This is a genomic window from Pseudomonas sp. Sample_9 (genome assembly GCF_004307535.1).
Classification (GTDB): domain Bacteria; phylum Pseudomonadota; class Gammaproteobacteria; order Pseudomonadales; family Pseudomonadaceae; genus Aquipseudomonas; species Aquipseudomonas mercuritolerans.
On sequence record NZ_RAZO01000162.1, the window covers coordinates 9,968 to 34,495 of the forward strand.

The 24,528-nt window shown below is 57.5% G+C and carries 21 protein-coding genes; 4 read left to right on the forward strand and 17 right to left on the reverse strand.

What is annotated here, in order from left to right; all coding sequences use genetic code 11:
• From D6877_RS08590 to puuE, 4 genes are all read right to left on the reverse strand, one after another.
• Positions 1 to 65, reverse strand: a 65-nt coding sequence (locus tag D6877_RS08590; RefSeq protein WP_178083654.1) for an ureidoglycolate lyase, incomplete at its 3' end; no start/stop codon positions are given.
• Positions 66 to 184: 119 nt separating this feature from the next.
• The gene (gene alc / locus D6877_RS08595; RefSeq protein WP_071171520.1) at positions 185 to 1,180 is read right to left on the reverse strand and encodes an allantoicase; all 996 of its coding nucleotides are present in this window, start codon (positions 1,178 to 1,180) and stop codon (positions 185 to 187) included.
• A gap of 87 nt (positions 1,181 to 1,267) precedes the next feature.
• Positions 1,268 to 1,783 carry a 2-oxo-4-hydroxy-4-carboxy-5-ureidoimidazoline decarboxylase gene (uraD, locus tag D6877_RS08600; RefSeq protein WP_130910484.1) on the reverse strand — a complete coding sequence of 172 codons (516 nt, stop codon included), beginning with the start codon at positions 1,781 to 1,783 and terminating at the stop codon, positions 1,268 to 1,270.
• Positions 1,780 to 2,706, reverse strand: coding sequence for an allantoinase PuuE (gene puuE / locus D6877_RS08605; protein ID WP_024012213.1), 927 nt, complete (start codon positions 2,704 to 2,706; stop codon positions 1,780 to 1,782). The genes uraD and puuE overlap by 4 nt, the downstream gene beginning before the upstream one ends.
• A 420-nt stretch (positions 2,707 to 3,126) precedes the next feature.
• Here puuE and uraH point away from each other — a divergent pair, with 420 nt between their 5' ends.
• A complete protein-coding gene (gene uraH / locus D6877_RS08615) occupies positions 3,127 to 3,480 on the forward strand; it encodes a hydroxyisourate hydrolase (protein ID WP_130910486.1) in 354 nt (117 codons plus the stop codon).
• Between the two features lie 152 nt (positions 3,481 to 3,632).
• Here the strand turns inward: uraH and D6877_RS08620 are convergent, their stop codons facing one another.
• The 5 genes from D6877_RS08620 to D6877_RS08640 all read right to left on the reverse strand — a co-directional run bounded on the left by D6877_RS08620 (position 3,633) and on the right by D6877_RS08640 (position 12,164).
• Positions 3,633 to 5,270 carry a hypothetical protein gene (locus D6877_RS08620; protein ID WP_130910487.1) on the reverse strand — a complete coding sequence of 546 codons (1,638 nt, stop codon included), beginning with the start codon at positions 5,268 to 5,270 and terminating at the stop codon, positions 3,633 to 3,635.
• 365 nt (positions 5,271 to 5,635) lie between these two features.
• On the reverse strand, positions 5,636 to 9,154 hold the full coding sequence (locus tag D6877_RS08625; protein ID WP_130910488.1) for a calcium-binding protein: 3,519 nt from the start codon (positions 9,152 to 9,154) through the stop codon (positions 5,636 to 5,638).
• A gap of 200 nt (positions 9,155 to 9,354) precedes the next feature.
• Positions 9,355 to 9,984: a LysE family translocator gene (locus D6877_RS08630; protein WP_130910489.1), complete on the reverse strand. Its 630-nt coding sequence runs from the start codon at positions 9,982 to 9,984 to the stop codon at positions 9,355 to 9,357.
• Between the two features lie 85 nt (positions 9,985 to 10,069).
• The gene (locus tag D6877_RS08635) at positions 10,070 to 11,419 is read right to left on the reverse strand and encodes an NCS2 family permease (RefSeq protein ID WP_024012217.1); all 1,350 of its coding nucleotides are present in this window, start codon (positions 11,417 to 11,419) and stop codon (positions 10,070 to 10,072) included.
• A gap of 298 nt (positions 11,420 to 11,717) precedes the next feature.
• Positions 11,718 to 12,164, reverse strand: coding sequence for a MarR family transcriptional regulator (locus tag D6877_RS08640; RefSeq protein WP_130910490.1), 447 nt, complete (start codon positions 12,162 to 12,164; stop codon positions 11,718 to 11,720).
• A gap of 81 nt (positions 12,165 to 12,245) precedes the next feature.
• Between D6877_RS08640 and D6877_RS08645 the strand changes: the two genes are divergently transcribed.
• Positions 12,246 to 13,412, forward strand: coding sequence for a PLP-dependent aminotransferase family protein (locus tag D6877_RS08645; protein ID WP_130910491.1), 1,167 nt, complete (start codon positions 12,246 to 12,248; stop codon positions 13,410 to 13,412).
• Between the two features lie 58 nt (positions 13,413 to 13,470).
• On the opposite strand, the gene D6877_RS08650 is transcribed toward D6877_RS08645, so the two are convergent.
• The 6 genes from D6877_RS08650 to D6877_RS08675 all read right to left on the reverse strand — a co-directional run bounded on the left by D6877_RS08650 (position 13,471) and on the right by D6877_RS08675 (position 20,206).
• Positions 13,471 to 17,016 (reverse strand): calcium-binding protein, encoded by a 3,546-nt coding sequence (locus tag D6877_RS08650; RefSeq protein ID WP_241662874.1) that lies wholly within the window; start codon positions 17,014 to 17,016, stop codon positions 13,471 to 13,473.
• A gap of 417 nt (positions 17,017 to 17,433) precedes the next feature.
• A complete protein-coding gene (locus tag D6877_RS08655) occupies positions 17,434 to 17,805 on the reverse strand; it encodes a glutathione S-transferase N-terminal domain-containing protein (protein WP_130910492.1) in 372 nt (123 codons plus the stop codon).
• A gap of 103 nt (positions 17,806 to 17,908) precedes the next feature.
• A complete protein-coding gene (gene folE, locus D6877_RS08660) occupies positions 17,909 to 18,454 on the reverse strand; it encodes a GTP cyclohydrolase I FolE (RefSeq protein WP_016773769.1) in 546 nt (181 codons plus the stop codon).
• A 77-nt stretch (positions 18,455 to 18,531) separates the two neighbouring features.
• Positions 18,532 to 19,089: a Smr/MutS family protein gene (locus D6877_RS08665; protein WP_016773770.1), complete on the reverse strand. Its 558-nt coding sequence runs from the start codon at positions 19,087 to 19,089 to the stop codon at positions 18,532 to 18,534.
• A 74-nt stretch (positions 19,090 to 19,163) separates the two neighbouring features.
• Positions 19,164 to 19,484 (reverse strand): hypothetical protein, encoded by a 321-nt coding sequence (locus D6877_RS08670; RefSeq protein WP_130910493.1) that lies wholly within the window; start codon positions 19,482 to 19,484, stop codon positions 19,164 to 19,166.
• A 131-nt stretch (positions 19,485 to 19,615) separates the two neighbouring features.
• Positions 19,616 to 20,206 carry a cysteine hydrolase family protein gene (locus D6877_RS08675; protein ID WP_016773772.1) on the reverse strand — a complete coding sequence of 197 codons (591 nt, stop codon included), beginning with the start codon at positions 20,204 to 20,206 and terminating at the stop codon, positions 19,616 to 19,618.
• A gap of 239 nt (positions 20,207 to 20,445) precedes the next feature.
• Between D6877_RS08675 and prmB the strand changes: the two genes are divergently transcribed.
• Positions 20,446 to 21,354, forward strand: coding sequence for a 50S ribosomal protein L3 N(5)-glutamine methyltransferase (gene prmB / locus D6877_RS08680; protein WP_016773773.1), 909 nt, complete (start codon positions 20,446 to 20,448; stop codon positions 21,352 to 21,354).
• A gap of 92 nt (positions 21,355 to 21,446) precedes the next feature.
• On the opposite strand, the gene D6877_RS08685 is transcribed toward prmB, so the two are convergent.
• Positions 21,447 to 22,238, reverse strand: coding sequence for a hypothetical protein (locus D6877_RS08685; protein ID WP_130910494.1), 792 nt, complete (start codon positions 22,236 to 22,238; stop codon positions 21,447 to 21,449).
• A 98-nt stretch (positions 22,239 to 22,336) separates the two neighbouring features.
• Complete coding sequence (locus D6877_RS08690; protein ID WP_122602888.1) at positions 22,337 to 23,290, reverse strand: alpha/beta fold hydrolase; 954 nt, start codon at positions 23,288 to 23,290, stop codon at positions 22,337 to 22,339.
• Between the two features lie 130 nt (positions 23,291 to 23,420).
• Here D6877_RS08690 and aroC point away from each other — a divergent pair, with 130 nt between their 5' ends.
• Complete coding sequence (aroC, locus tag D6877_RS08695; protein WP_130910495.1) at positions 23,421 to 24,512, forward strand: chorismate synthase; 1,092 nt, start codon at positions 23,421 to 23,423, stop codon at positions 24,510 to 24,512.
• Positions 24,513 to 24,528 lie beyond the last annotated feature (16 nt).

Sequence of the window (24,528 nt, forward strand, 5' to 3'; positions counted from 1 at the left end):
TCGATCACGTCACCGAAAGGGGCGAAGGCTTCTTTGGTCAGCGGTTCAATCGTCAATGTGCGCATGCTGTTCTTCTTTTCCGGATTCTGTTTTGTTGGTTCTGACGCTTTCGCGAGCAGGCTCGCTCCCACCTTTGGAATGCTATCCCCTGTGGGAGCGAGCCTGCTCGCGAACGGGTTCAACCTTATTTAGCGACCTTGCCGAGTACACGCAGGCGGCTCACGCCACCATCCGGGAACACGTTCAGGCGGATGTGGGTGATCGGGCCGAGTGCCTTGATCTGCTCGACGAAGGTGTGTTCGGCGTGCATTTCCAGCTTCTGGCTTGGCAGCAGTTCGCGCCAGAACAGTGACTGGGTTTCGATCTGGCTGTCGGTGCCGCCTTTCACGAACGCGCCCTGGATCGAGCAGGTGTCCGGGTAGTTGCCTTTGAAGTGCAGGGTGTCGACGACGATTTTTTCGATCTCGCCCGGATGACCCAGGGCGACGATTACCCAGTCATTGCCCGGCGTGCGACGACGTGCAGTTTCCCAGCCGTCGCCCATGTTGATGCCGCGGCCCGGGTTGAGGATGTTGCTCATGCGGCCGAAGTGTTCGTCGGAGCAGGCGAGGGCGCGGCCACCGTTAAGGGCTGCTGCCAAGTCCACTTGCTCGTTGTCGCCCACAGCGGACCAGTCGCGGAACGGAATGCCGTACACACGCAGACGGGCAACACCGCCGTCCGGGTAGATGTTGAAGCGCAGGTGGCTGAACGCTTTGTCGTTGCTGATTTCATGGTAGTGATGGCTGTTGCCCTGCAGCTCGACGGCCGACAGCACTTCGGTCCACTGGGTGTTTTCATCCGGTTCGCCCGAGGCCAGGAAGCACGCTTCCAGCGAGGCCGATGGCGGGTAGTTGCCGGTGAAGAATGAAGTGTCGATGTCCACGCCTTTGATCGAGCCCGGTACGCCCAGACGGATCACCGCGCTGTCGTAACCTTCGAAGCGCTTGCGGCGCGACTCCCAGCCGTCCATCCACTTGCCGTTGTCATCGAACACGCCCTCCTTCCATACGGCCGGGGTCGGTTGGAACAGACGATTGGCGTCTGCGAACCAGTCATCGGTGACCGAAATGATCTTGGTGCCCAGACGGGCGTCGGCCAGGTTGACGTATTTTTCGAAAGGTACGGCGTAAGCTTTCATTCTTCTTGTCTGCCTTTGATAAGTTGGCTGGGGATGCTCGCAGGGCCCTGGGCGTTTGCGCGTTCATTCACGCTCGGGCCAGGCTTGCTAAAGAGTCAGTAAACGGAACAGGGCTATCTTGTTGATCTCCGCCAGCGCGTATTTGAACTCGGCTTCCACCGAATTGTTGATGCGCGTTTCGAACGCCGCGAGGATCTGATGCCGGTTGCTGCCTTTTACCGCCATGATGAAGGGAAACTTGAACTTGGCTTTGTAGGCGTCGTTCAGCTCGGTGAAGCGCTGGAACTCTTCGGCCGTGCATTGGTGAATCCCCGCGCCCGACTGTTCTTCAGTACTGGCCGCGGTAAGCTGGCCCTGGACGGCAGCTTTGCCGGCCAGGTCCGGGTGAGCGTTGATCAGGGCCAGCTGGCTGGCATGATCGGCGCTCAACAGGATATCGCTCATGCGCTGGTGCAGGGTTTCGATCTCGTCGATCGAAGCGTCCGCACCGAGGTCGTAGGCCTTTTCGGCCACCCATGGCGAATGTTCGTAGATGTCGGCGAAGGCTTTGACGAAAGCGTCGCGGCTCAGGGTCGACGGTTGCAGGGTTTGAAAGCGTCTCATTTTGCAGTCCCTTGGTACGGGTGGGTTTCTTGCCAGTGACGCGCGATGTCGACGCGACGGCTGAACCACACCTGTTCATGACTTTTGGCATATTCGATAAAGCGCTTGAGCGAAGCGAGGCGACCAGGACGGCCGATCAGGCGGCAGTGCAGACCGATCGAAAGCATTTTCGGCGCTTCGGCACCTTCGGCGTAAAGCACGTCGAACGCGTCCTTGAGGTATTCGAAGAAATCGTCACCCTTGTTGAAACCCTGCACTTGGGTGAAGCGCATGTCGTTGGTGTCGAGGGTGTAGGGGATCACCAGATGCGGCTTGCCGGTCGGGTTGTTCGGCTCCCAGTAGGGCAGGTCGTCGTCGTAGGTGTCGCAGTCGTAGAGGAAACCGCCTTCTTCCATGACCAGGCGACGGGTGTTCGGCCCGGTACGGCCGGTGTACCAGCCCAGCGGACGTTCGCCGGTCAGTTCGGTGAGGATGCGGATCGCTTCGAGCATGTGCTCGCGTTCCTGAGCTTCGTCCATGTACTGGTAGTCGATCCAGCGGTAGCCATGGCTGCAGATTTCATGGCCGGCCTCGACCATCGCACGGATCACGTCCGGGTGACGCTGGGCGGCCATGGCCACGGCGAAGATGGTCAGCGGAATGTCGAATTCCTTGAACAGCTTCAGAATCCGCCAGACGCCGGCACGGCTGCCATACTCGTAAAGCGATTCCATGCTCATGTTGCGCGCGCCTTGCAGCGGCTGAGCAGCGACCATTTCGGAGAGGAAGGCTTCGGATTCCTTGTCGCCGTGCAGGATGTTGCGCTCGCCGCCTTCTTCGTAATTGAGCACGAAGGACAGGGCGATCCGGGCATTACCCGGCCAGTGTGGGTGAGGAGGGTTACTGCCGTAACCGATCAGGTCGCGTGGGTAGTCAGCGCTCACTGCAGTCTTCCTTCTTGTACGTTGACAGATTGGTGTGGCGGCCTGGCAGGCTGGCGTCACAGCGATGGGCTGATTGTATACAACTTTATTTACATTTTGTAAGCCTGAATTTTCGCATTTTTCACCGGCTGTCATCTTTTGCTGCTAACGGTTCAAGCCTGCAAGAAACCTGCCTGACCAGTCAGCTAATGAATAGAAGGTTCAATGATCAGGCGCTTTGCCTGCGAATTGACGATTAAGGCCCGCATGGCGGGGGTGACGCGAAAAATGTCGTTTTTATTGTGTACAATTTTTTTGAAAAGTGTCTTAATCAGTCGCTCGCCGCAGCGTTTCGTGCTCCGAAACGGTGCGGTCTCCTTTTCAACTGACTTCGGGAGGCGCGAAGTCTGACCGCTTGTTGCGGCCAGGCGCGCAGAATCAATGGGACGTTTGACAACACACGTTTTGGACGCTGCACACGGTTGCCCGGGCAGCTCGATCAAGGTCGAGCTGTACCGCGTTGAAGGATCGCACCTGGAATTGGTCGCCAGTGCGACAACCAACAGTGATGGCCGGGTCGATGCGCCGTTGCTGCAGGGCGATGATTACCGCAGCGGGGTTTATCAGGTGCAGTTCCATGCCGGCGATTACTACCGCGCCCGTGGCGTGCAACTGCCCGAGCCGGCCTTCCTGGACGTGGTGGTGCTGCGCTTCGGCATCAGCGCCGAGCAGGAGCACTATCACGTGCCCCTGCTGATTTCGCCTTACAGCTATTCCACTTATCGGGGCAGCTGACCCCCAAGCAGCTGCCCCCACCGGGAAGCGACTGCGCATATAGCTTCTTTGGTCTTTCGCCCGCTCACACTGCGGGCTTTTTTTATGCGTTTTTTTACCTACCGATCAATTGTGAACGCAGAGTCTGCGATCACGACGCTCGGGGGTGACCTTTAGCGCTCGCGAACGATGAACACCGAGTCGGGAACGCCGTCGACCTTCAGCACACCGCCGAGCAGCCAGGTCAGTTTTTTTTGTGCCGCGGCTTCGGTCAGGGCCTCAAAGGCTTCGGGGCCAACTCTGGCGGGAAGACCGGGCTGCGTCAATTCATCGGCCGGCGTAGGGGAAAGGTCTGAATGATCGACGGCGCCCTTCAGCAAGAACACCCGGTCATTTTGAGCACCCTTGAATACCAGCGTCGGCGCGCCGCGTTCGTGCGGCACTGGATAGATGTCATACCCGCTGCGCCTCAGCAGCGCGCTGAGCAGGCGCTGCAGGTTCAGCTCTGTCGGGTCGGTCGTGTAGTGATGCCATTCAACCGGCGATCCCTGCGGATCGAACGTCAGCCGCAGCAACTCGGCGTCAGTCTGCGAGGGCAATCGAATCAGTCGTTTTCCAGCGCGCTCGGTATAAGGTGCCACCGCCAGCATGCTCACCGGGTCGGCGAACTCTGTGGCGTTGGCAAACGCAGGGTACTTCCATTGATTCAGAATGGTGTGAATGTTGACCAGCCCGGTACCAGTGATGGTTGAAGAATTGTCAGCAGTTTCGTACATCCTTATTGCCACCGCTCGCGCGGTGAGGTCGGACAAGCCGGGAAACATTTGCCTGACGGTTGCCCATAAGGGCTGTTGGAAAAGAAGGTCACCGGGATGAACTTCTCCCGGGTTGACGCCAAATCGATACGCCGCCACCGGTTGCAGGTGGGGCGCGGTTTGCAGCATGTTTTCGAAGGAGTTGAAGTCGGTTGGCATGAACTCGGGGTTAAGAACGAAAAAGATCTGCGGTGCCTTATTGGAGCCTACTGGCACAATGGGATAGTGCAGATGGCCCATTTGCACCGATGCCACTGGTGGGGTGTTCAACAGACCCCAGCGAATCCATGCAAGCTTAGCCTCTTCGTCCTGTGTGCCAGACGACGCTTGGGTTGGCTCTTCAACTCTTGCCCGCTTGCTTGGGCCGGCTATTGCTTCGGTGGGCTCAGCGCTGGCGGGATGGCCGGCATTCGCGGTCTCGGTCGATGCAGTGTGCAAGGTTTTCCGTCGCCAGAAGACCGTTCCGTAAATCTGTTCAAAAAATATCTCCGGCGCCTCACTCGTTGATGCAAATGCTTGCTGATATTCGCCGTTTTGGTTTTTGCGAACCATGACCGTGCCGTCAACCGTAGTGACGAAAGTCTGCTTGAGCTTGTTGTACCGCACTCCATTGGTGTCCATCTCAGCCGCAGTCAGTCTTTTTGCATCTTCGATGGAAATGTACGTCGGGGTTTGCGCCGCAGCGGATGTCTCACCCTGTTCGGGCGATGTTTGCCAGCCCGGACGCTGAATGCGCCAACTCGCCTGGCCGTCGATCTTCGCCAGCAGGGGGCCGGGAACGCCTGGCGCAAAAGTCAACGGCACGTAATATCGGCCTTGCTGATTCCGCTCGACAACAAAAAGGCCCTCGTCTGCGATTTGCGCATAAATGCGTTGATCAGGCCCGGTAAACAAGCCCGTGTTTTCCCCAAAAGGAGTCAACTCGTCGCGGCGACTCTGGGGCCAGGCGATCGACCGGTTAGCGGCGTCAGGGGAAGTGACAGTTCGGTCAGGCATCGGGGTCACAACCACAGCCGCCTGGCGAGTCTCCGGACCTTGTGTGGTTTGCGTGACGTGCGCAACCGTGGAGCCGGGGCGAGACACAAAAGCATCAACCGTTGCCGTTATGGCGCGGCTTGAGGTTGTCTCTACGGTTCGTGTGGTTGTGGATGTCGTTGTCGTTGTCGTTGTGGTTGCAGATATATCGGTTATTGGGGGTGTTGCGAATTTCTTGGGCGGTTTGGCCATTGGAAAAACTCGTGTAAATGAAGGCGTGAAGCGCCAGGAGGCGCCCCAATGCCAAGTGAGCACAGGCGTTCACAGGCGGAGAGACCCGGCTGCGAAAACCTCGGAGTAATCGATGACGTCGGCCTGATGCCGATTCAGGCCGCAGTCATCGACGGTTGTGGTTTGAAGAGATCGGGGCGCAAATGGACGCACTGGTGCAGAACCCACAGTTCTGATGACTCGATGCGCGACCTGTCCTTGCTCAGCACCCACCCGTACGCAGGGAATTTGTAATTCACTGCCTGCCCGTCGGCGGCCGCGACGATATGTCGGCCGCGCAGCTCCTCGTTTGCCAGGGCGAGCAGTGCTTCGGGCAATACTCTGGATGCGTCGGGCTCGGTAAAAAAACGGCCGTCAAGTCCATCCAGGTAGACCCGGTCGAAAGACAGGTCGACGGTATGCACAACCCCGTACTCGGTAATCACCTGAATCTGGTCGATCAGGTCTTCACTTCCATAAACGGGCAAGTGGATAACGCAGGTACCGATACGCAACTGGTTATTTTCCAGGGTGATATCGACCTTGCCGAGTTTCGTCGCGTCCAGCTCCCAGGTGGATGAACGAGGCAGTCGGATTTCAGCCGTGGCCAGAGCGCCGGGTGTCGAGAGCCTGATTATCATGTCGGCCGCCAGATGCATGAGATAGGTCGCGCCATGGCCCTCGAAACATTCCATCGCAGTCTGGCCAGAGTAGGAGAACAGCTGCGCACATTCGGAGTGCGCGCTCATGTTGTGAGCTTCGTTTTCCGGCAGGTCGTAGAAGTAGTCGCCTTTGCGCATCGTCAATGGCAGCGGAGCTTCCTGAACCCATTTTGTGAAAGCATGGTGTTGGTAGGTCTGGCCCTCTGGTATCACATGGCTCTGCGACGAAAGAGTCGCATTGGCAGCGACCCCGTCGCTGAAGACAAGCAGATATCGCTGATTCGGGGTGCAAGCCATGGTGCGCAGGATTTTTTCCATGTTCATGGGGTCGCTACCGCCCCTGGCGAAGGAAAAATTGGCCAGGCCCAAGGTTTTTGCACCGAAGTGATAAACAAGATTGCATCCGGCCACCAGATCGTTTTTGGCATCCGACTGGCGTGCAGAATAATGCTCTTCGACTTTCGTCAGTTCATTGCTGGCATAGTCAAGATAAAGTCTGGTCACTGCGTCATCGCGTTTCACCGAATAGAAATCGATGCTCTTCGCGGAGCGAGGAATGTAGTAACTGTGATCATTCTGATCATTGATCAGATAATGCGAGTCAAAAAGAATGGTTGCTTTTGGCGGGTTCCCATGTTTGATGACCGTTATCTCGATATCGACGAGGTCATCGCTTTCAATTTGTTCGGGAAGTATTGGCTGGAGATAGAAAGCATCACGGGTGATGAACGTCAGCAATTTGTTCTTCAGCTGATATTGGGCGAGCTCTTGTTTGTATACGCCGTCAATGGTGACGATGTTTTGCGGGGTATCGAAGAAGTCGAATTTTGAGGCAATGACCAGCGAGCCCTTGTCGATACTCCAGCTTTCGATCAAATCCTTGTTCCAGTTCAACATAATGAAAGACTGATCATTGCCATCTTCGTCAATAGAGAAACGACCGCTCTGATGCTCAATGAAATACTCGTCGATACCCGCTTCTCCCGAAGCAGTTGCACCGCGGTGCAGCAGGTAAATCTGGTCGTCGCCTGCACCGGCCTTGATTGTGTCGTAACCGCGTGACTTGATGACGTTACGGTCGTCGGTGCCTGTGACAATGCTGGCGGCAGAGTCCACGGTCTCAACGTTCTCGATACTTTCGATCAAACTGTGAAAAGAGTATCTGACGCCGTCTTCAGCGCTGATATCCGGCTGCATTGTATGCAGCGTACCTGCGGGCAAGTCGACGTCGAAGCCGATGTCGGGTCTGCGCGGATTATGCAGGATGCCGCCGAGCGCCAGCGTGTCGTTACCTGCTCCACCCCTGAGCGTGGAATGCTCGGCTACGTCTGCTGGCTGGCGGAGCAGATCCGCAGCTCCCTCGAAGACGAAGCGGTCATCGCTGGTGCCTCCCGTCAGTTCCTTTCTTCCGGACCTGTAATGGAAACTGTTGGGTTTGTTTTCGACCCCACGAATCGAGTCGCGCCCGTCGCCTATAAGCCACAGAACACCCTTGTTCTGCGCCGTAATACCGAGCTCGGCGCCGGGAGTGTCAGAATTGACGCCGGCGCGGGCGTCAATCGAGTCATCGCCGCCCTTGATCACCGGGACATTGATCCATTCCCAGGCATCCTGTTTGGTCCACCAGTTACGCTTCCACACCCGTGTTGGCTTGAGCTGAACGTCAACCGTGCCGTTGACAATGGCTTCGATACTGTCCTTGAGCGCGCCATCGAGCAATTTCCTGGCGGTTTCCTTTGCCTGCCGAGTGTGCTGGATCATGGCTGTCGCCCGAGAGTAGCGATCCTGAATATCCTCGTCGAGATCCATCATGCAGAACGAAAACCAGCCCGAGCGCCAGCGCTCATCGACACTCAGCTCGATGTAGTCATCAATCTCGTCAACGATTCTCACGGCCCCGTAGATTTGTGAACCGATCGCCAGAATGGCGCCGGCTGCGAGTCCGGCAGGGCCCGCGAAGGCGAATCCGGCCATCGCCGCCGCGCCCAGAATGATCGTCATGGCTGCACTCGCAACGCTGAGACCGGCGCTCACATAGTGATCCATGGCCTCCTTGCCGGTTGCGTTTTCGGCGGCGTTCAACGATCTGACTGCGGTGAAGATGTCGAAGGGCAAGGTAAACGCGCCGCCAATCAGGCCTCCGGAGCGCCCGAGCCTGACGGCAAATCGGGTTTTGGCAAAGTCGCGGTAGGCGTTCTGGCCTGCATTGAGCATTTGAGTAGCGATACGGTTAACCGCCACATCACTTGCAATGGAGGCGCCCTCCGAAGCAATACCGACACTGTTTATCGCCACCTCGGTTTTATTGTCGGCCTTGATGGCATCAACGATCCCGCGCAGGCCCATGAAGATGCCAAATCCCTGAATACCCACACTTGAGCCGAGTGTGGTGTAACTCTTGATCGCTGCTACCCAGCGCGGGTGGTGTTTTGGCAATCGTGCGTGACGCAGGTCGAGTTTTTGCGCCGAGTTCAAAAGCTTTGCCAGTTTTGTTCGGTATGGAAATTGATCCGTGTCGCTCGGCGCGGGATCGCGAATGAGAGGCGGGGCGGTCAACGGTCGCCGGCTGGCCATTTCGAACAGCAGCGTGGACAGTAAATAACTGTCCCGCCCCGTATAGGAAGTTATATAGCGCTCTATATTCGGAGCGCTGAACTGCAAAGTATTGATGAACGAGTGGCGCGGACGCCGAAAGAACGTATTTTTACCGTTTAGCGGTTGGCCATCGAAGGTCGCCCCGAGCGCGTTCAGCGACACTCGTGTTATTGAAACTTCACCCAGTTGCAAAGGCCCGAACAGATCGTCTACAAGTTTCAGTTGAGTTGCTGCAGTGGCCGAAATGTCGATGGTCGAATCCGTGTGGGCATTGGTTGCGAAAACCATGTCAGTGATCACGGCTCGGTCGCCGCGGGGATTATTGTTCGGCTCTGGTACGGAAGTGAGGATGATTGATTTTTTAATAAGACTGGCCATTTGAACATCCTTGTTCTGGCGTGAAATCATTTAAGCAGATGCGGATCTTACGGCGAAGTTTAATGGGCTGTATATCGCAGGGTTGTTGCGGTGTATTGCGTGTCGTTGATCAACTTGTCTGAAAGTTGCTGGAGCATAAAAGCCAGCCTTTTTCGAATCCATTCGATCGGGATGGCTTGATATGGAGATCGCAGTACCGATCAGTGACTGCTCAGTAGAGAAGCCGCGCCGGCCCCGCCGAACAGACCTGCACTGATGCGGTTGAACCAGCTCTGGCCCTTGCCGCTACGCAGATAGCGGGCGGCACCGTGCGCGCCCAGACCGTAAGCCAGTTTGCAGCACAGATCGAGCACCACCCAGGTCACGATCATGATCAGCAGTTGCGGCAAAAACGGCTGGTTGGCGCTGAGGAACTGCGGCAGAAACGCGGCGAAGAACAGGATGTCCTTCGGATTGCTTGCACCCAATACGAAGGCGCGCCCGAACAGCGTACGGAAGCGCGGTACCGGGGCAGCTTGCGGCACTTCGGCGCCCACCGCCGGCTGGCGCGATTGCTGCCAGCTCTGCCAGGCGAGATAGAACAGGTACAGCGCGCCGACGATTTTCAGTGCGCTGAACAACTGTTCAGAGGCCAGCAGTAACGCGCCAAGCCCCAGTGCCGAAGCGCTGAGCAGGCAGATCGAGGCGATCACACCGCCCAGGAAAGCGGGGTACGAGCGGCGCAAACCGTAATTAAGACTGTTGCTGATCATCAGCAACGACAGTGGCCCCGGGATCAGGATCACCACCAGTGCGGCGCCACTGAACAGCAGCCAGGTTTCCAGACTCATCGCTTTGCTCCTTTGTTGTTATCGAGATGCACAAAAGCCCCACCCGTAAGGGTGAGGCTGGTTTGAAACCTGAACCGCGCAGCGCTTACAGGAAGATGAACTTGGCGATGAAAATCGCGCAGAGCACCCACAGGCTGACGGATATTTCCTTGTACTTGCCGGTGCCGGCCTTCAACGCCACGTAGGTGATGAAGCCCAGCGCGATGCCGTCGGCAACCGAAAAGGTCAGCGGCATCATGATCGCCGTGACGATTGCCGGAATGGCGTCGGTCGCTTCGTCCCATTCGATGTGGGCCATGCCACCCATCATCAGCATTGCCACATAAATCAGTGCACCTGCGGTGGCGTAAGCGGGAATCATGCCAGCCAGCGGGGCGAAAAACATTGCCGCTATAAATAGCACACCCACGGTAACGGCGGTAAGACCAGTCCGACCACCAGCGGCCACGCCAGCGGCGCTTTCCACGTAACTCGTCACCGGAGGCACGCCGACCACGGCGCCGAATACGCTGGATGCGCTGTCGGCCTTCATGGCTCGGGAAAGGTTCTCGATGCGACCGTCCGCGGCGACGAGATTGGCGCGCTGGGCCACGCCCATCAACGTACCCGCCGTGTCGAACATATGCACGAAAAGGAAGGCCAGCACGACGCTGATCATGCTGACGTTGAACACGCCAGCGACGTTCATCGCCATCCAGGTCGGCGCCAGGCTCGGTGGGGCAGACATGATGCCCTCATAGTGCACCAGGCCCAGACCCCAACCGGCGAGAGTGACGGTGATGATGCTGATCAGGATTGCACCGAAGACGCGGTGGTAACTGAGGATCGCGATCATCAAAAAGCAGATCGCGGCGAGCAGCGGGCCAGGTTCACGCAGCGAGCCGAGTTTGATCAGCGTCGCCGGGCTGTCGACGACGATACCGGCAGTCTTCAGCCCGATCAGGCCCAGGAACAGACCGACACCGGCGCCCATCGCAAAACGCAGGCTGACCGGAATGCTGTTGAGCAGCCACTCGCGAATCCGTGAAAAGGTCAGGAACATGAACAGCACGCCCGAAACGAACACTGCGCCGAGCGCGGTTTCCCAGTTGTAGCCCATGGTGCCGACCACGGTGTAGGTGAAGAACGCATTGAGGCCCATGCCGGGTGCGAGGCCGACCGGCCAGTTGGCGTAGAGCCCCATCAACAGGCAGCCCAATGCGGCAGCGATGCAGGTGGCGACGAACGCCGCACCGTGATCGATACCAGCGTCGGCCATGATGTTCGGGTTGACGAAAATGATGTAAGCCATGGTGATGAAGGTTGTCAGACCGGCAATCAGCTCGGTCTTCACCGTGGTGCCATGCAAGCTGAGTTTGAACAGACGCTCCAGCAGGCCATTGCGTAATGGCGGCGTGAGCTCGAGCGGCGGTGCTTCGGATTTGCGGCTTTCCACAGCGAGTACTCCTCAAGAGTTTTATTGTTATTTCCAGGGCCGGACCCATGAGGGGTGGCAGCGGCCCTTTGAGGCATACGCGAATTTGTTGACCGTGTAGTCAGGAACTCGCACGCAGTGGATTATGCTTTTGTGTACAAATAAAGCAAATATTGTTTTTTGTTTTGTTTCCGAAAATTCCGTCGATAGTGATATATCGCTTTGAGGATCCCATCACTGGCAAGCCAGCTCCCACAGGTTTTGTGGACATCCACAGATCATTGTGGGAGCTGGCTTGCCAGCGATGAGGCCCGAATAGTCAATCGAGATGTGTCTGACCGTTCCCGAGCGCCAAATTCACCGCCAGCCAGCCATTCACCGCCGCTTCCCCAGCCTCGGCAAACACCCGCTCAAGCAATTTCACCTGCTCACGCCGCAACGCTTGCTCGAATTTCAAACCTTCCGCCGTCAGCTCCAGCAGACGTTTACGCTTGTCCGTCTGCGAAGCGACGCTGTCGACCAGGTGCATTTCCTGCAACTGGCGCAGGGGCATGTTCAACGCTTGTTTGCTCACGCCGAGCAGGGCCAGCAGCTCTTTCACGCTCAGGTTCGGATAGCGCGCGATGAAAAACACGATGCGCTGATGCACCCGTGAGAGGCCGCGGCGCTCGAGCATTTCATCGGCCTTGGCGGTGAACGCCTGATAGCCGAAGAAAAACGCTTCCATGGCCTGTTGCTGAATGGACGGGTTTTTAAGGTCAAGCATGTTGACGTACTCGCTTCAGCTGTCGTAGTTTCAGTCAATCAGTTTGACTCACTTTTCGCATCCCTCGCTACGGTGACTTCCATGGCTTTTTCCGAACGTGTCTCGCGCCTGAAAAGTTCTTTGATCCGAGAAATCCTCGCCGCCGCTCAGCGTCCGGAGGTGATGTCATTCGCCGGCGGTCTGCCTGCTGAAGCAATGCTGCCCAAAGTGCAATGGGCCGAGATGCCGTTATCCCTTGGCCAGTACGGTATGAGCGAAGGCGAGACGGCTTTGCGCGAGGCCTTGGCGGCAGAGGCGAGGGCGCTCGGTCTCAACTGTGAGGCGAGTCAGGTACTGGTGGTCAGCGGCTCCCAGCAAACCCTGGATCTGGCCGCCAAGCTGTACATCGACAAGGGCACGGAGATTCTGCTGGAGGCGCCAACTTATCTGGCCGCGTTGCAAATCTTCCAGCTGTTCGGCGCCGATTGCCTGACTGTGCCGCAGGAAGCCGACGGCCCCAACCTGGCGCAATTGCGCAGTCGGCTGGAACACCATCACCCAGCCTTCATCTACCTGATACCGACTTTCCAGAATCCCTCTGCGGTGCGCTATAGCGAGGCCAAGCGCGCAGCGGTCGCCGCATTGCTCGACGAATTCGGCGTCACCCTTATCGAAGACGAGCCGTACCGCGAACTGACCTTCGATGGCGGCAGTGCTAAACCGATTGCCGCGCGATTGAAGAAAACCAGCTGGATCTACACCGGCACCGTGTCGAAAACCTTGCTCCCTGGCTTGCGTGTCGGTTATCTGATTGCCAGTGCGGATCTGTTTGCGCATCTGCTCAAACTCAAGCAATCGGCGGATCTGCACACCAATCGCATCGGTCAGTGGCAGGCGCTGCAATGGATCGGCACAGAGCAATATCAACAGCACTTGGGCCAACTGCGGGATTTCTATCGGCAGCGTCGCGATGCTTTTCAGTCAGCGCTGGAAAGACATTTTGCTGATCTGGCGGACTGGAACATGCCGCAGGGTGGACTGTTTTTCTGGCTGACGCTGAAGCAGCCGCTGGATACGCGAACATTGCTCAACGAGGCGTTGGCCAATGACGTAGCGTTCATGCCGGGCGAGCCGTTCTTTCCAGAGCCGGACAACCATCACGGGCATTTGCGTTTGAATTTCAGCCACATTGATCCGGTGCGGCTGGACGAAGGGTTGAAGCGCTTGGCCGCCGTGGTGCGGCAGGCGAATCTGGAGAACGTGGCCTGAAAACAACAAACCGGCCCGAGGGCCGGTTTGTTCAGCACTGATGCCGATTGGCCAGCGGTCAATTATCGGGGAAGTCTAATGGTGGCGCCGGTGGTTTCCTGTGATCGCAGAGGTTCAGTACCAGTTGCGAATAAGATATTTCTCGAGATTTGTTATTGTCCAGAATCCACTTGCGGTTCGTGAGGTTGTATTTCAACCTGCCTCTAGTGCCGTCGGCCATTGCAATATTGCGTACGTACAGATCGCGTTGAGCAATCGCAGAAAACTCTTCGGGCAGCTCTGCGGTAGTAGGCGGCTCAAAGAATGAGGCGTCGAGGCTGTCGACATAAACCCGATCGAACGCCAGATCCACGGTATGTACCACACCTTTTGGCCCTATGACGAAAATCTGATCGATGAGATCGTCAGGGCCGTACTCGGGCAAATGAATTGTGACCGTTCCGATGTACAGCTTGTTTCCGGCCAGCTCGATTGCGAAGTTTTTGATCTGGGTGGCATCGATCTGCCACGTGGACGAATTGTTCAACCGAACTTTCGCAGTTGCCAAACCGTCTGGAGTGGAGATACGCAACACTCTGTTCTCAAGCAAATGCACTAAATAGATACCACCTTTACCTTCAAGCGAGTCGATGGCAATTTGTTCGGCTACAGGCTGCACATTGACACAACTTTCGCGAAGGTCCAGTTCCTTGGGGAGTGTGAAGGGGATTTCAAAAACTGCATCGGGGTTTGTCTTGAGCGGAAAGTCCAGGGTGTGACTGGTCAGCGTATTGGCGGTCACGCTGTGCTCGTAGTGTGTCGGAGGCACGGCGTACTTCTCTTCAAGAGTGAGTCTATGGGATATGCCATCACGAAATATCAGAATATAGCCATGGGTGGAGACGTTGGCGGCAGCGCTCTTCAGGGCAGCATCCAGCGTTGTTTCTGCGTGCTGGCTGACGCCCGCAATCTGCAACAGGCTCTCGCCGAAGTAGAACAGAAAATCGCAAGAGACATTGACCTTGTTCTTGTCTGCCGCTTCATTCATCAAGATCGACGGAGTCGTGGCAAAGGCAACATGTGCACTGGTCATCTCGGCATAGTCGTAATCAAGAAAGATGCGGGTGCCGTAATTGGGGTGGGGGAGTCTGCCTGTTATGAATCGAGTGCTCTGGTTGTAACGCTGAACATAGTAATGGGTGTTCTTGTGGGTGGGTACCTCGCAGTCACTCGAGTGGACAATAGTCATTGGTCCAGGGTATCCGTCCTTGATCTTGTATGTGTTTACCCTGAGCGGATTGTCATGTTCGATAGTTTCAGGCAAGTCCGGTCTCAGTTGATAATGATCCCCGGTAATGATGGTAAATTTGTCATTGTGCAAAACTCGACGGCCATCCTCGACTTTATATATGTTCTCAAGGGCTATGGTGCTTGTACGGCCGTATGGAAAGTCAAAGTTCAATGTGACCACCAGCCGACACTCGTTCACTTCCCATTTTTCGATCTGGTCCATTCGCCAGCCCAGCGAAATTTCACTTTCATCTGCACCATCTTCCGAGATGATGACCGAGCCCTCCGCCAATTCCACATGGTAGTAATCCACTCCAGATTCCCCCGATGCCTTGGCGTTTGCGTTGTACAGATAAATCAAGTCGTTACCGGCACCGGCATCGATAATGTCCGCCCCCCTTGACTTGATCACATTGGAGGCCCCGGTGCCTGTGACGACAGTTCTTCCCCCTTGCAACGTCTGCAGGTTTTCAATGCTTTCGAGCAGTGCCTTGAAAGAGTACGTCTCGCCATCCACCACAGACGGGTCCCGATTCGGCGTGTAGATTTGCAAGGTTCCTGCCGCAAGATCGATGTCGTAGCCGCGGCCAGTGATCGGATGCCACTGTGTGCCTTCCATTATCAAGGTGTCGTTGCCGGTGCCACCTTTCAGTCGGGAAAACTCACTGCTTGCAGTGTGTCTTACCAAGTCGTCCGCTGCATTCTGGACAATGAACTTGTCGTCTTTATCACCTCCGGTAATGTTCTTTATTCCTTCGGTGTAATAAAAATCATTGGGCTTTGCCTTGACGCCAGTGATCGTGTCTTTACCACTGCCCAACATCCATCGAATGCCTTTGTTTTCGCCCGCCGTCCCCAATATGGCGCCGGGTGTCTGAGCCGTTACCCCGTCCCGAGCATCAATCGTGTCGTCAAGGCCGACCACTTCGGGAACATGGACAATCGGCATGCTTTGAAGCCCCCACCAATGCTTCACATGCTGGCGTGTTTTCTTCATGCGATGTTCATAGCTTCCGTGCACGATGGCTTCGGGGGTGCCTTTGCGCGTATCTTCGAGCAGCTTTTTCGCGTTTACTTGCAGTTGTCTGGCGGTTTCGATCTTGGCTTTGGCCAGTTCGTAGCGGTTCTTGATGTCCTGGTCTATGTCCATGAACGGTACGAAGGAAAACCATCCGGTGCGCCACCGCTCTTCAACGGTGAGTTCGATATAGTCATCGATTTCATCGACCATGCGCACGGCACCGTAGACTTGAGATCCTAACGCCATCATCGCACCCGCCGCGAGGCCGACCGGACCGGCGAAGGAGAAACCCGCCATTGCAGCGCTGCCGAGAATGACGGTCATGGCGGCACTGGCGATGTTCAAACCGAAACTGACGTAATGATCCATGGCTTCTTTGCCGGTTGTATTGCTGGCGGCATTGAATTCTTTGACGGCGCCGATGATGTCGAACGGCAACGTGATTGCACCGCCGATAAGCCCGCCCGAACGACTGAGGCGCAGCCCGGTGCGGGTTTTGGTGAAATCCTTCATTGCGCCACCGGCTTTTTCGATCATGTTCTGACCGCATTTGGTGATGGCTACGTCTGTGACGATCGACACTCCCTCCGAGCCGAGCGCAAGGCTGTTGAAGAGGATTTCAGTCTTGTCATCCTTCTTCACGGCGTCGTGAATCCCACGGATTCCCATGAAGATGCCGAACGCCTGAATGCCGACACTGGCGCCGACCATGGAGTTGTTCTTGACGATGAGCCAGCTCGGATTCTTGCGCTTGGTTGAATAGGTCAAGCGTATATCCAGGGTCTGGGCCGATCTCAACAGGCGAGTCATTTTTTTCGCGTATCCGCTGTCCTCGACGCTTGTCCCGATCTCCTCTCTGAGGACCGGCGGGGCAGTTGCCGGTCGCAGATTGGCGAGTTCGAACAGAAATGAAGGAAGCAGATAATCGTCACCGAAAGTCGAGACCTTCATGCGCTTTTCGATTTCGGCATAACTGAGCTGCAGAGAGTTGGTGAAAGATCGCCTGGGTATGCGGAACTGAGTGTTATGGCCGGTAAGCGGCTGGCCATCAATCGTCGCTCCCAGGGCGTCCAGAGCTCGGCGTGTTACGGTGTACGAACCTATCTTGAGCGGGCCGTACAGATCGTCGAGCATCTTGAGTTGGCCCGGCTTTCGCTGGCCGGAAGAGGTAGACGTTTTTCCTGACTTGTCATCCTCTATCGCTTCAAAATCTATTGTTGTAGCCGTACGTTCAACAGGTTGCGTGCCGATGTACGATACCACCATGGTGTCGTCGTCGGCATAGGTGTTGTTGGCTACAAAGGGTGTGGACATTAGAACTTCCTTGTTCGGTTTCATTGATACTTGCGCAGCGGTGTTCTGAAAGAAATAGCACTTTCTTTAATGCGGGCAAGAACTTGTTGTATTGAGGCTTGATATTAAGGCTATGTTCAAGCTCGCGGTTTTCAGTACGACATGCTCATTACTTGCAGCAGTGGTCATACATGCTGAAATCTGGAGTTGACATCACTTCGCTCTGGCGAATCCATTGCCGTTGATTGTGCACCGGTTGGGTTGGGCACAGTGTCGAATTTTTATAACAGCAAGTTAAATCTCATAAAAGGTTTGGCGGGCCGTAAGTCGGTAATTCGTGATGTCAGTAACCTTCTGCAAAAAAAAACCGGCTCGAGGGCCGGTTTATTTTAAATTCGGATTTGAAGCGAGTTGATATTTTTTATCGCTGCACCAACATCACACCGCAGCAAATCGCCTATCCAGATAATCGATAATCGCTTTCGATTCATACATCCAGACAGTCTGCCCATTTTCTTCAATGCGCAGGCAAGGCACTTTGATCCTGCCGCCCTGGTTCAGTAAAGTCTGGCGATCCTGCTCGTTGTTCTTCGCGTCTTTCAGAGCCACTGGCACATTCAAGCGATGCAGTGCACGGCGGGTTTTCACGCAGAACGGGCACGCGTGAAACTGATACAGCGTCAGATCTTTCGCGGCAGCGTCTACCTGAGCCTGAGCGGCGGCGGGGCGTTTTTTCTTGCCCGGGCGGGTGATGAAGTCGATGAAGATAACCAGTTGGCCGAGGCCGACACGAAGCGCTTTGACGAACACGTTGAAAGCCTCACGGTGCTAATAAAGAAAGGCGCGCAGCTTACCCGATTTTTCACGGGCGAAAAAAAACCGGCGATCAACGCCGGCTCTTTTCTGTTGCGAATTACTTGATCAGGCTGAGAAATTCGCTACGGGTTGCTGCGTTTTCGCGGAATTCCCCGAGCATCACCGAAGTGATCATCGACGAATTCTGTTTTTCGACACCGCGCATCATCATGCACATGTGCTTGGCTTCGATCACCACGGCCACGCCCAGCGCGCCGGTCACTTGCATTACCGCATCGGCGATCTGGCGGCTGAGGTTTTCCTGAATCTGCAGGCGGCGGGCGTACATATCGACGATCCGCGCAACCTTCGACAGGCCCAGCACTTTGCCGCTCGGGATATAGGCGACATGCGCCTTGCCGATGAACGGCAGCAGGTGGTGTTCGCACAACGAATACAGCTCGATGTCCTTGACCAGCACCATTTCGCTGTTGTCGGAGCTGAACAGGGCACCGTTGGTGACCTCTTCGAGCGTCTGTGCATAACCGCGGCAGAGGTACTGCATGGCTTTGGCGGCACGCTTTGGCGTGTCGAGCAGGCCCTCGCGGGACACGTCCTCGCCCAATTGGCCGAGAATCGCGGTGTAATTCTGTTCCAGGGACATGAAACTACCTGTGGGGATTTTCGCAAAGGGCAAGGGTACGGTGGCGGACACAACCCTGCAAGTTCGGTGTGACGGCTTTATTCGTCGCGGCCTTCCATCATCGTCCGTTTCAGCATCACATAAACCGCGCCAGCGCCGCCGTGGCGGGCCTGGCAGGAGCAGAAGCCGAGCACTTGCGCATGCTGGCGCAGCCAGGTGTTGACGTGGCTTTTGATCATCGGCCGCTTGCCATCCAGGCGCACAGCCTTGCCATGAGTCACGCGCACACAGCGGATTTCGAATTTGGTCGCTTCGGCGAGAAAGGCCCAAAGGGTTTCCCGGGCCTTTTCCACGCTCATGCCGTGCAGGTCGAGGCTGCCTTCGAACGGGATCTGCCCTACCTTGAGCTTGCGCATCTGGCTTTCCTGCACGCCGTCGCGGGACCACATCAGCTCGTCTTCCGGGCCGACGTCGATCACGAACTGGTCGGAGAGGCCATCAATGATGGTGGTGTCGCTGCGCACGGTGGCGGACTGACGCAGCTTGGCGATCTGCGCGCGGTCAGCCTTGGGTTTGCCAGTGTCGGCGCGGTCGTGCTTGATCGGCTTGACGCCCTGGATCGCACTTTTGAACAGAGAAAAATCGTCGTCTTGCATGTCAGCCTCCGCGAAGGGCGGCCAGTTTACCCAAGTCGACAGAAAACGGCCCGGCAAAAAGCCAGGCCGTTGGGTCAGTCGTGTTTTTTCATCAGATGCGGGGACATGTTCAGTTCCCGCGATTGCCGTGCGCGACGGCGGCAGCGGCGCCACAGGGCAACGCCGAAGTACAGAAACAGCAAGCCGACCGCGAGCATGATGGCCGAGCCCAGCGGTGATGCGTTCAGGTCACCCAGCGCCGGCGGGCGGCCGAGCAGGCTGGCGGCGCCGGCCATCGCCAGCAGCACGCCGAACGTCGCCAGAATGGCCGAGATCGCCGCGCCAAATCGAAAACGCCAGGTGCTTTGGCCTTTGGGCCGCAAACGGCGTGCGTCAAATCCATCGGATAACTTCATTCCGACCTTCCTCAATGGTATCGGCCCTTCGACCGGGAGTTGACCGGGTTGTTCCTGAGGCTATGGCATTTGCGGCAAATCAGCGGATATAGCGGATGAGCGGCGCCAATGCACCGCTCACGAGGGCAGGATCAGATCAAGTCCTGAGTCTTGGCCAGCGTGGCGAAGTTGTCAGCCATGATCGCCATTTCCGCTTCCTGTACGCGTTCGGCGCTGAGCACGCCGCCCTTGAAAGGCAGATCGCGGGTCGCGCAGGCGTCTTCGACCAGGGTGCAGCGGAAACCGAGGTTCTTCGCCGCGCGCACGGTGGTGCTGACGCTGGAGTGACTCATGAAACCGCAAACGATCAGGTCCAGCGAGCCGAGGTTCTGCAGGCGCTCGAGCAGTTCGGTGCCATGGAACGCGCTCGGCAGCAGTTTGCCGATAATGGTTTCATCGCCTTGCGGTTCGAGACCGGGGATGAATTCGCCACGTTCGCCCTGTGGATCGAACAGGCCACCAACGGTGCCGAGATGACGCACGTGCACGATCGGCCGACCGGCGGCACGGGCTGCGGCAACCACTTGTTTGATGTTCGCGACGGCCGCGTCCATGCCGCTCAGGGCCAGCGGGCCACTGAGGTATTCCTTCTGGGCATCGATGATGACCACGGTGGCATGGCTCAGTGTGGCCGCTGCGTAACCGCGGCCGCTGAGTTGAAACATCGTTTTTGGAACGGACATTCTGGGGCTCCTCGGGGTGGGGCTTTTGCGACATTGTCCTCTGGCTGAGCGGTTCTGTGAATCGCTACCATCGTAGGCGCCGTCGTTCTTGGCCTGCAGCCTTGTCAAGTTACACGTTCCGTTCAATGCCTGATGCAAAAAAAAGAAAACTCCTACCGGAGCCGCGTGGTTTTTCCTGCGTCGTCGTCGCGCGTTTTGGCTGGTAGAATCGCCAGTCGTTTTTTCTGGAGTTCTACGCCGTGATCACTTCCCGACTTCGTACCCTGCGCGACCACATCCGTTGGGCCGTCAGCCGCTTCCATGGGGAGGATCTGTTTTTCGGCCACGGCACCGACAACGCCTGGGACGAGGCGCGCCAGTTGGTGCTGGGCGCTTTGCACCTGCCTTGGGAAATCGCCGACAGCTATCTTGATTGCGCGCTGGAAGATGACGAACTGGTCAATCTGCAGCGCTTGCTCAAGCGCCGCATCGAAGATCGCGTTCCCACCGCCTACCTGCTCGGTGAAGCGTGGTTCTGCGGCATGTCGTTCATCGTCGACCCGCGCGTGCTGATCCCGCGTTCGCCGATCGGTGAGCTGATCGAAAACCGCTTTGCGCCGTGGATCGGCAACGAACCGGCGCGAATTCTCGACCTGTGCACGGGTTCCGGCTGCATCGGCATTGCCTGCGCTTACGAATTCCAGAATGCCGAAGTGGTGCTCGCGGACCTGTCGTTCGAGGCGCTGGAAGTGGCCAACCAGAACATCGAGCGCCATGGCGTCGATGAGCGCGTCTACACCGTGCAGGGTGATGGTTTCGATGGCTTGCCGGGTCAGCGTTTCGACCTGATCGTGTCGAACCCGCCCTACGTCGACGCCGAAGATTTCGCCGACATGCCGGACGAATATCAGCACGAGCCGGAACTGGGCCTGGCCTGCGGAGATGATGGTCTGAATCTGGTCCGGCGCATGCTCGCCGAAGCGGCGGATCACCTGACCGAGAAAGGTTTGTTGATTGTCGAGGTGGGCAACAGCCAGGTGCACGTCGAGGCGTTGTACCCGGAAGTCGATTTCGCCTGGCTGGAGTTCCAGCGTGGTGGGCATGGCGTGTTCATGCTGACAGCCGAGCAGTGCCGCGCGCATCAGGCCCTGTTCGCTTCCCGCGTCTAAAAGCTTCGCGAGCAGGCTCGCTCCCACATTGGAATGCATTCCCCTGTGGGAGCGAGCCTGCTCGCGAATGGCCGCGACGCGGTCTCAAGCCCTCAGCGGTGCGTAGCAATCCAGATCAACAACCCCGCCTGAAACACCGCAAACGCCACCAGACACGTAATGGTGAAGCGCAACCCGGCATCTTCACGCTTGAACTTGCTGACTTTCTCTTCCTGTTTTTTCAGCTTCACTTCCTGCTCGGCCAGATTCTGTTCGGCCTGCTGCAGCATCTGCGCGGCTTCAAGAATCTCGACGATCTGCAACTTTTCGCTGTTCCAGTCACCCAGCAGATCACCGACCTGCACAGCCTTGATGCTGCCTTTCAAATGCTGGGCATCGGCGTAAGCCACATCGAAACCGTGCACGCGCAGGAAATGGTCGCGGCGCAAGCGAGTGTCTTCGTTGAGCGCGTCCTTGTTGTTCAGGTCGATGCCGTCGACGGTGTAGCCGGGCCAGCGTTTTTTCGCCCAGTTGATGCCTTGCGCGGCCATGAAGCGGCCGATACCACGATTCAGCGGTTCAATCTGCAAGCCACTGTCGGGACCGAAACTCACACGTTTGGTCGCATGGTCGACCCACACATCGAGATGGTTTTGTTCTTTGCGCACACGCTGGTTGGGCAGTTTGATCGCCATGCGCATCAGGCTGCGCTCTTTGCTGTTGCGCTCGGCGTAACCGAACTCGACAAAGCGCAACGGCCGGCCACCGGTGTTGCGGTCGGTCTGCAGCGGCGCCAGGCGGAGCATCTTGTGGTGCTCGGCCTGAACCTCCGCCCACGGCAGTTCGACCGCTGGTGGCGCGTCTTTTTCGGCGGTGGTGTCAGTTGAAGTCTGGGTTTCAGTCATAACGGCGAGATCCTGTCCAAGCCCTGCTTGCCGCCAGACGTTGCGCTGGCGACAAAGGCTTATCGGCCGTTTTTCGTGAGGCTGGAGGGTAAACGCAGTTAACTTGCACGAATTCCGTCAATAAATTCGATGACGGCGGCGCCCAGTTCGGCGGCCAGGGGCAAATTCGGGTCCTTGTAGGAGGCCAATTGCCGCTTCATATCGTTATGAACGATGCGCAGCACATGGTTCATGCCTTCGATCACCGTCAGTTGCGCGTCCGGTTTCGCTGCCTTGAGCAGCTTCGCGTCCTCGGTGCCGACTTGAATGTCGTTGCTGCCCTGGACGATCAGTGCCGGCATTTTCAGCTGGGCAAAGGCTTGCGCCGGGTCCTGACGGAACAGCGAAATCAGGTACGGCTGCACGCTCGGGCGAAAGATCACCTGCAACGGTTGCGGCACGTTGTCATCGGTATGGCCAGCCTTGAGGCTGTCGAGCAGTTCGTTGCTGCGCAGCATCAATGGTGGCGGCAGGCTGCGCGCCAATTGCTCGCGAATCACTTCATCGACCGGCCGCGCGCTGCCGGACAGCGAGATCACCGCCGCTGCGTCCAGCTTCGGCGCAGCGAGGCTGGCAATCAGCGCGCCTTCGCTGTGGCCGAGCAGAATCAGTTTGCCGAAACGCGGATCGGCCTTGAGCTTCTGCCCCCAGGCCACGGCGTCCGCCGCATAGCCCTCGACTGACAGCTCACGTTCATCGGGAGCGGCCGCCAGACTCGCCGCGACGCCGCGCTTGTCGTAGCGCACGCTGGCGATGTTGTGTTTGGCCAGCACCCAGGCCAAGCGCTTGAGGCTGTCATTGCGCCCGCCATCGGGGTTGTTTCCGTCGCGATCTGTAGGACCCGAGCCAGAAATCATCAGAACAATCGGCACCGGGCTGTCGGACTTGGGCAGCAACAGCGAGCCGAAAAGTTCGCCGCTGCCGGTGTCCAGAGTGACCGGGCGCTGTAGGACTGTCGCTTGGGCAAAGCCGGTAAAGAGGGTAAGACTCAAGATCAGAACTCGCAGCATCATCACGCCATCATTGGTCAAGGTGCCGGTTGGACTCGCCAGCACCACTAAGGTTCGAGGATGAACTACTCGGTTAGCCTGCGTATACTGGCGCGCATCAAGAATTCGGGTTTGATTTCACGGAGCGTCCTGCATGTCCGGCAATACCTACGGCAAGTTGTTCACTGTCACCACCGCTGGCGAAAGCCATGGTCCGGCGTTGGTCGCCATTGTCGACGGCTGCCCGCCGGGTCTGGAGATTTCCCTGGAAGATCTGCAGCGCGACCTCGATCGCCGCAAGCCTGGCACCAGCCGCCACACCACCCAGCGCCAGGAAGCCGATGAAGTCGAAATCCTCTCCGGCGTGTTCGAGGGCCGCACCACCGGTTGCTCGATCGGCCTGCTGATTCGCAATACCGACCAGAAGTCCAAGGACTACTCGGCGATCAAGGACCTGTTCCGCCCGGCCCACGCCGACTACACCTATCACCACAAATACGGCGAGCGCGATTATCGCGGCGGTGGCCGCAGTTCGGCGCGGGAAACCGCCATGCGCGTAGCGGCCGGTGCGATCGCCAAGAAGTATCTGGCCAGTCAGGGCATCGTCATTCGCGGTTACATGAGCCAGCTCGGCCCGATCGAAATTCCGTTCAAGACCTGGGATTCGGTCGAAGAAAACGCCTTCTTCAGCCCTGACCCGGACAAGGTCCCGGAGCTGGAAGCGTACATGGACCAGTTGCGCCGCGATCAGGACTCGGTCGGGGCGAGGATCACCGTGGTCGCCGAAGGCGTGATGCCGGGTCTGGGCGAGCCGATCTTCGATCGCCTCGACGCCGAACTGGCCCACGCGCTGATGAGCATCAACGCGGTCAAAGGCGTGGAGATCGGCGCCGGTTTCGCCTGTGTCGCCCAGCGCGGCACCGAGCATCGCGATGAACTGACGCCGGAAGGATTCCTCAGCAACAACGCCGGCGGCATCCTCGGTGGCATCTCGTCCGGCCAGCCAATCGTTGCGCATCTGGCATTGAAACCGACCTCGAGCATCACCACCCCGGGCCGCTCGATCGACGTGAATGGCAACCCGGTCGATGTGATCACCAAGGGTCGTCACGACCCATGCGTCGGCATCCGCGCGACACCGATCGCCGAAGCGATGATGGCCATCGTGCTGATGGATCACCTGCTGCGCCACCGTGGGCAGAACGCCGATGTGCGCGTGAGCACGCCGGTGCTGGGCCAGCTCTGATGGCTGCGCTCAAAGC

Coding starts and splice junctions, on each gene's coding strand:
- alc (WP_071171520.1), bottom strand. CDS start 1,180: ATGAAAGCTTACGCCGTACCTTTCGAAAAATACGTCAACCTGGCCGAC.
- uraD (WP_130910484.1), bottom strand. CDS start 1,783: ATGAGACGCTTTCAAACCCTGCAACCGTCGACCCTGAGCCGCGACGCT.
- uraH (WP_130910486.1), top strand. CDS start 3,127: ATGGGACGTTTGACAACACACGTTTTGGACGCTGCACACGGTTGCCCG.
- D6877_RS08620 (WP_130910487.1), bottom strand. CDS start 5,270: ATGCCTGACCGAACTGTCACTTCCCCTGACGCCGCTAACCGGTCGATC.
- D6877_RS08625 (WP_130910488.1), bottom strand. CDS start 9,154: ATGGCCAGTCTTATTAAAAAATCAATCATCCTCACTTCCGTACCAGAG.
- D6877_RS08630 (WP_130910489.1), bottom strand. CDS start 9,984: ATGAGTCTGGAAACCTGGCTGCTGTTCAGTGGCGCCGCACTGGTGGTG.
- D6877_RS08640 (WP_130910490.1), bottom strand. CDS start 12,164: ATGCTTGACCTTAAAAACCCGTCCATTCAGCAACAGGCCATGGAAGCG.
- D6877_RS08645 (WP_130910491.1), top strand. CDS start 12,246: ATGGCTTTTTCCGAACGTGTCTCGCGCCTGAAAAGTTCTTTGATCCGA.
- D6877_RS08650 (WP_241662874.1), bottom strand. CDS start 17,016: ATGTCCACACCCTTTGTAGCCAACAACACCTATGCCGACGACGACACC.
- folE (WP_016773769.1), bottom strand. CDS start 18,454: ATGTCCCTGGAACAGAATTACACCGCGATTCTCGGCCAATTGGGCGAG.
- D6877_RS08665 (WP_016773770.1), bottom strand. CDS start 19,089: ATGCAAGACGACGATTTTTCTCTGTTCAAAAGTGCGATCCAGGGCGTC.
- D6877_RS08670 (WP_130910493.1), bottom strand. CDS start 19,484: ATGAAGTTATCCGATGGATTTGACGCACGCCGTTTGCGGCCCAAAGGC.
- D6877_RS08675 (WP_016773772.1), bottom strand. CDS start 20,206: ATGTCCGTTCCAAAAACGATGTTTCAACTCAGCGGCCGCGGTTACGCA.
- D6877_RS08685 (WP_130910494.1), bottom strand. CDS start 22,238: ATGACTGAAACCCAGACTTCAACTGACACCACCGCCGAAAAAGACGCG.
- D6877_RS08690 (WP_122602888.1), bottom strand. CDS start 23,290: ATGATGCTGCGAGTTCTGATCTTGAGTCTTACCCTCTTTACCGGCTTT.
- aroC (WP_130910495.1), top strand. CDS start 23,421: ATGTCCGGCAATACCTACGGCAAGTTGTTCACTGTCACCACCGCTGGC.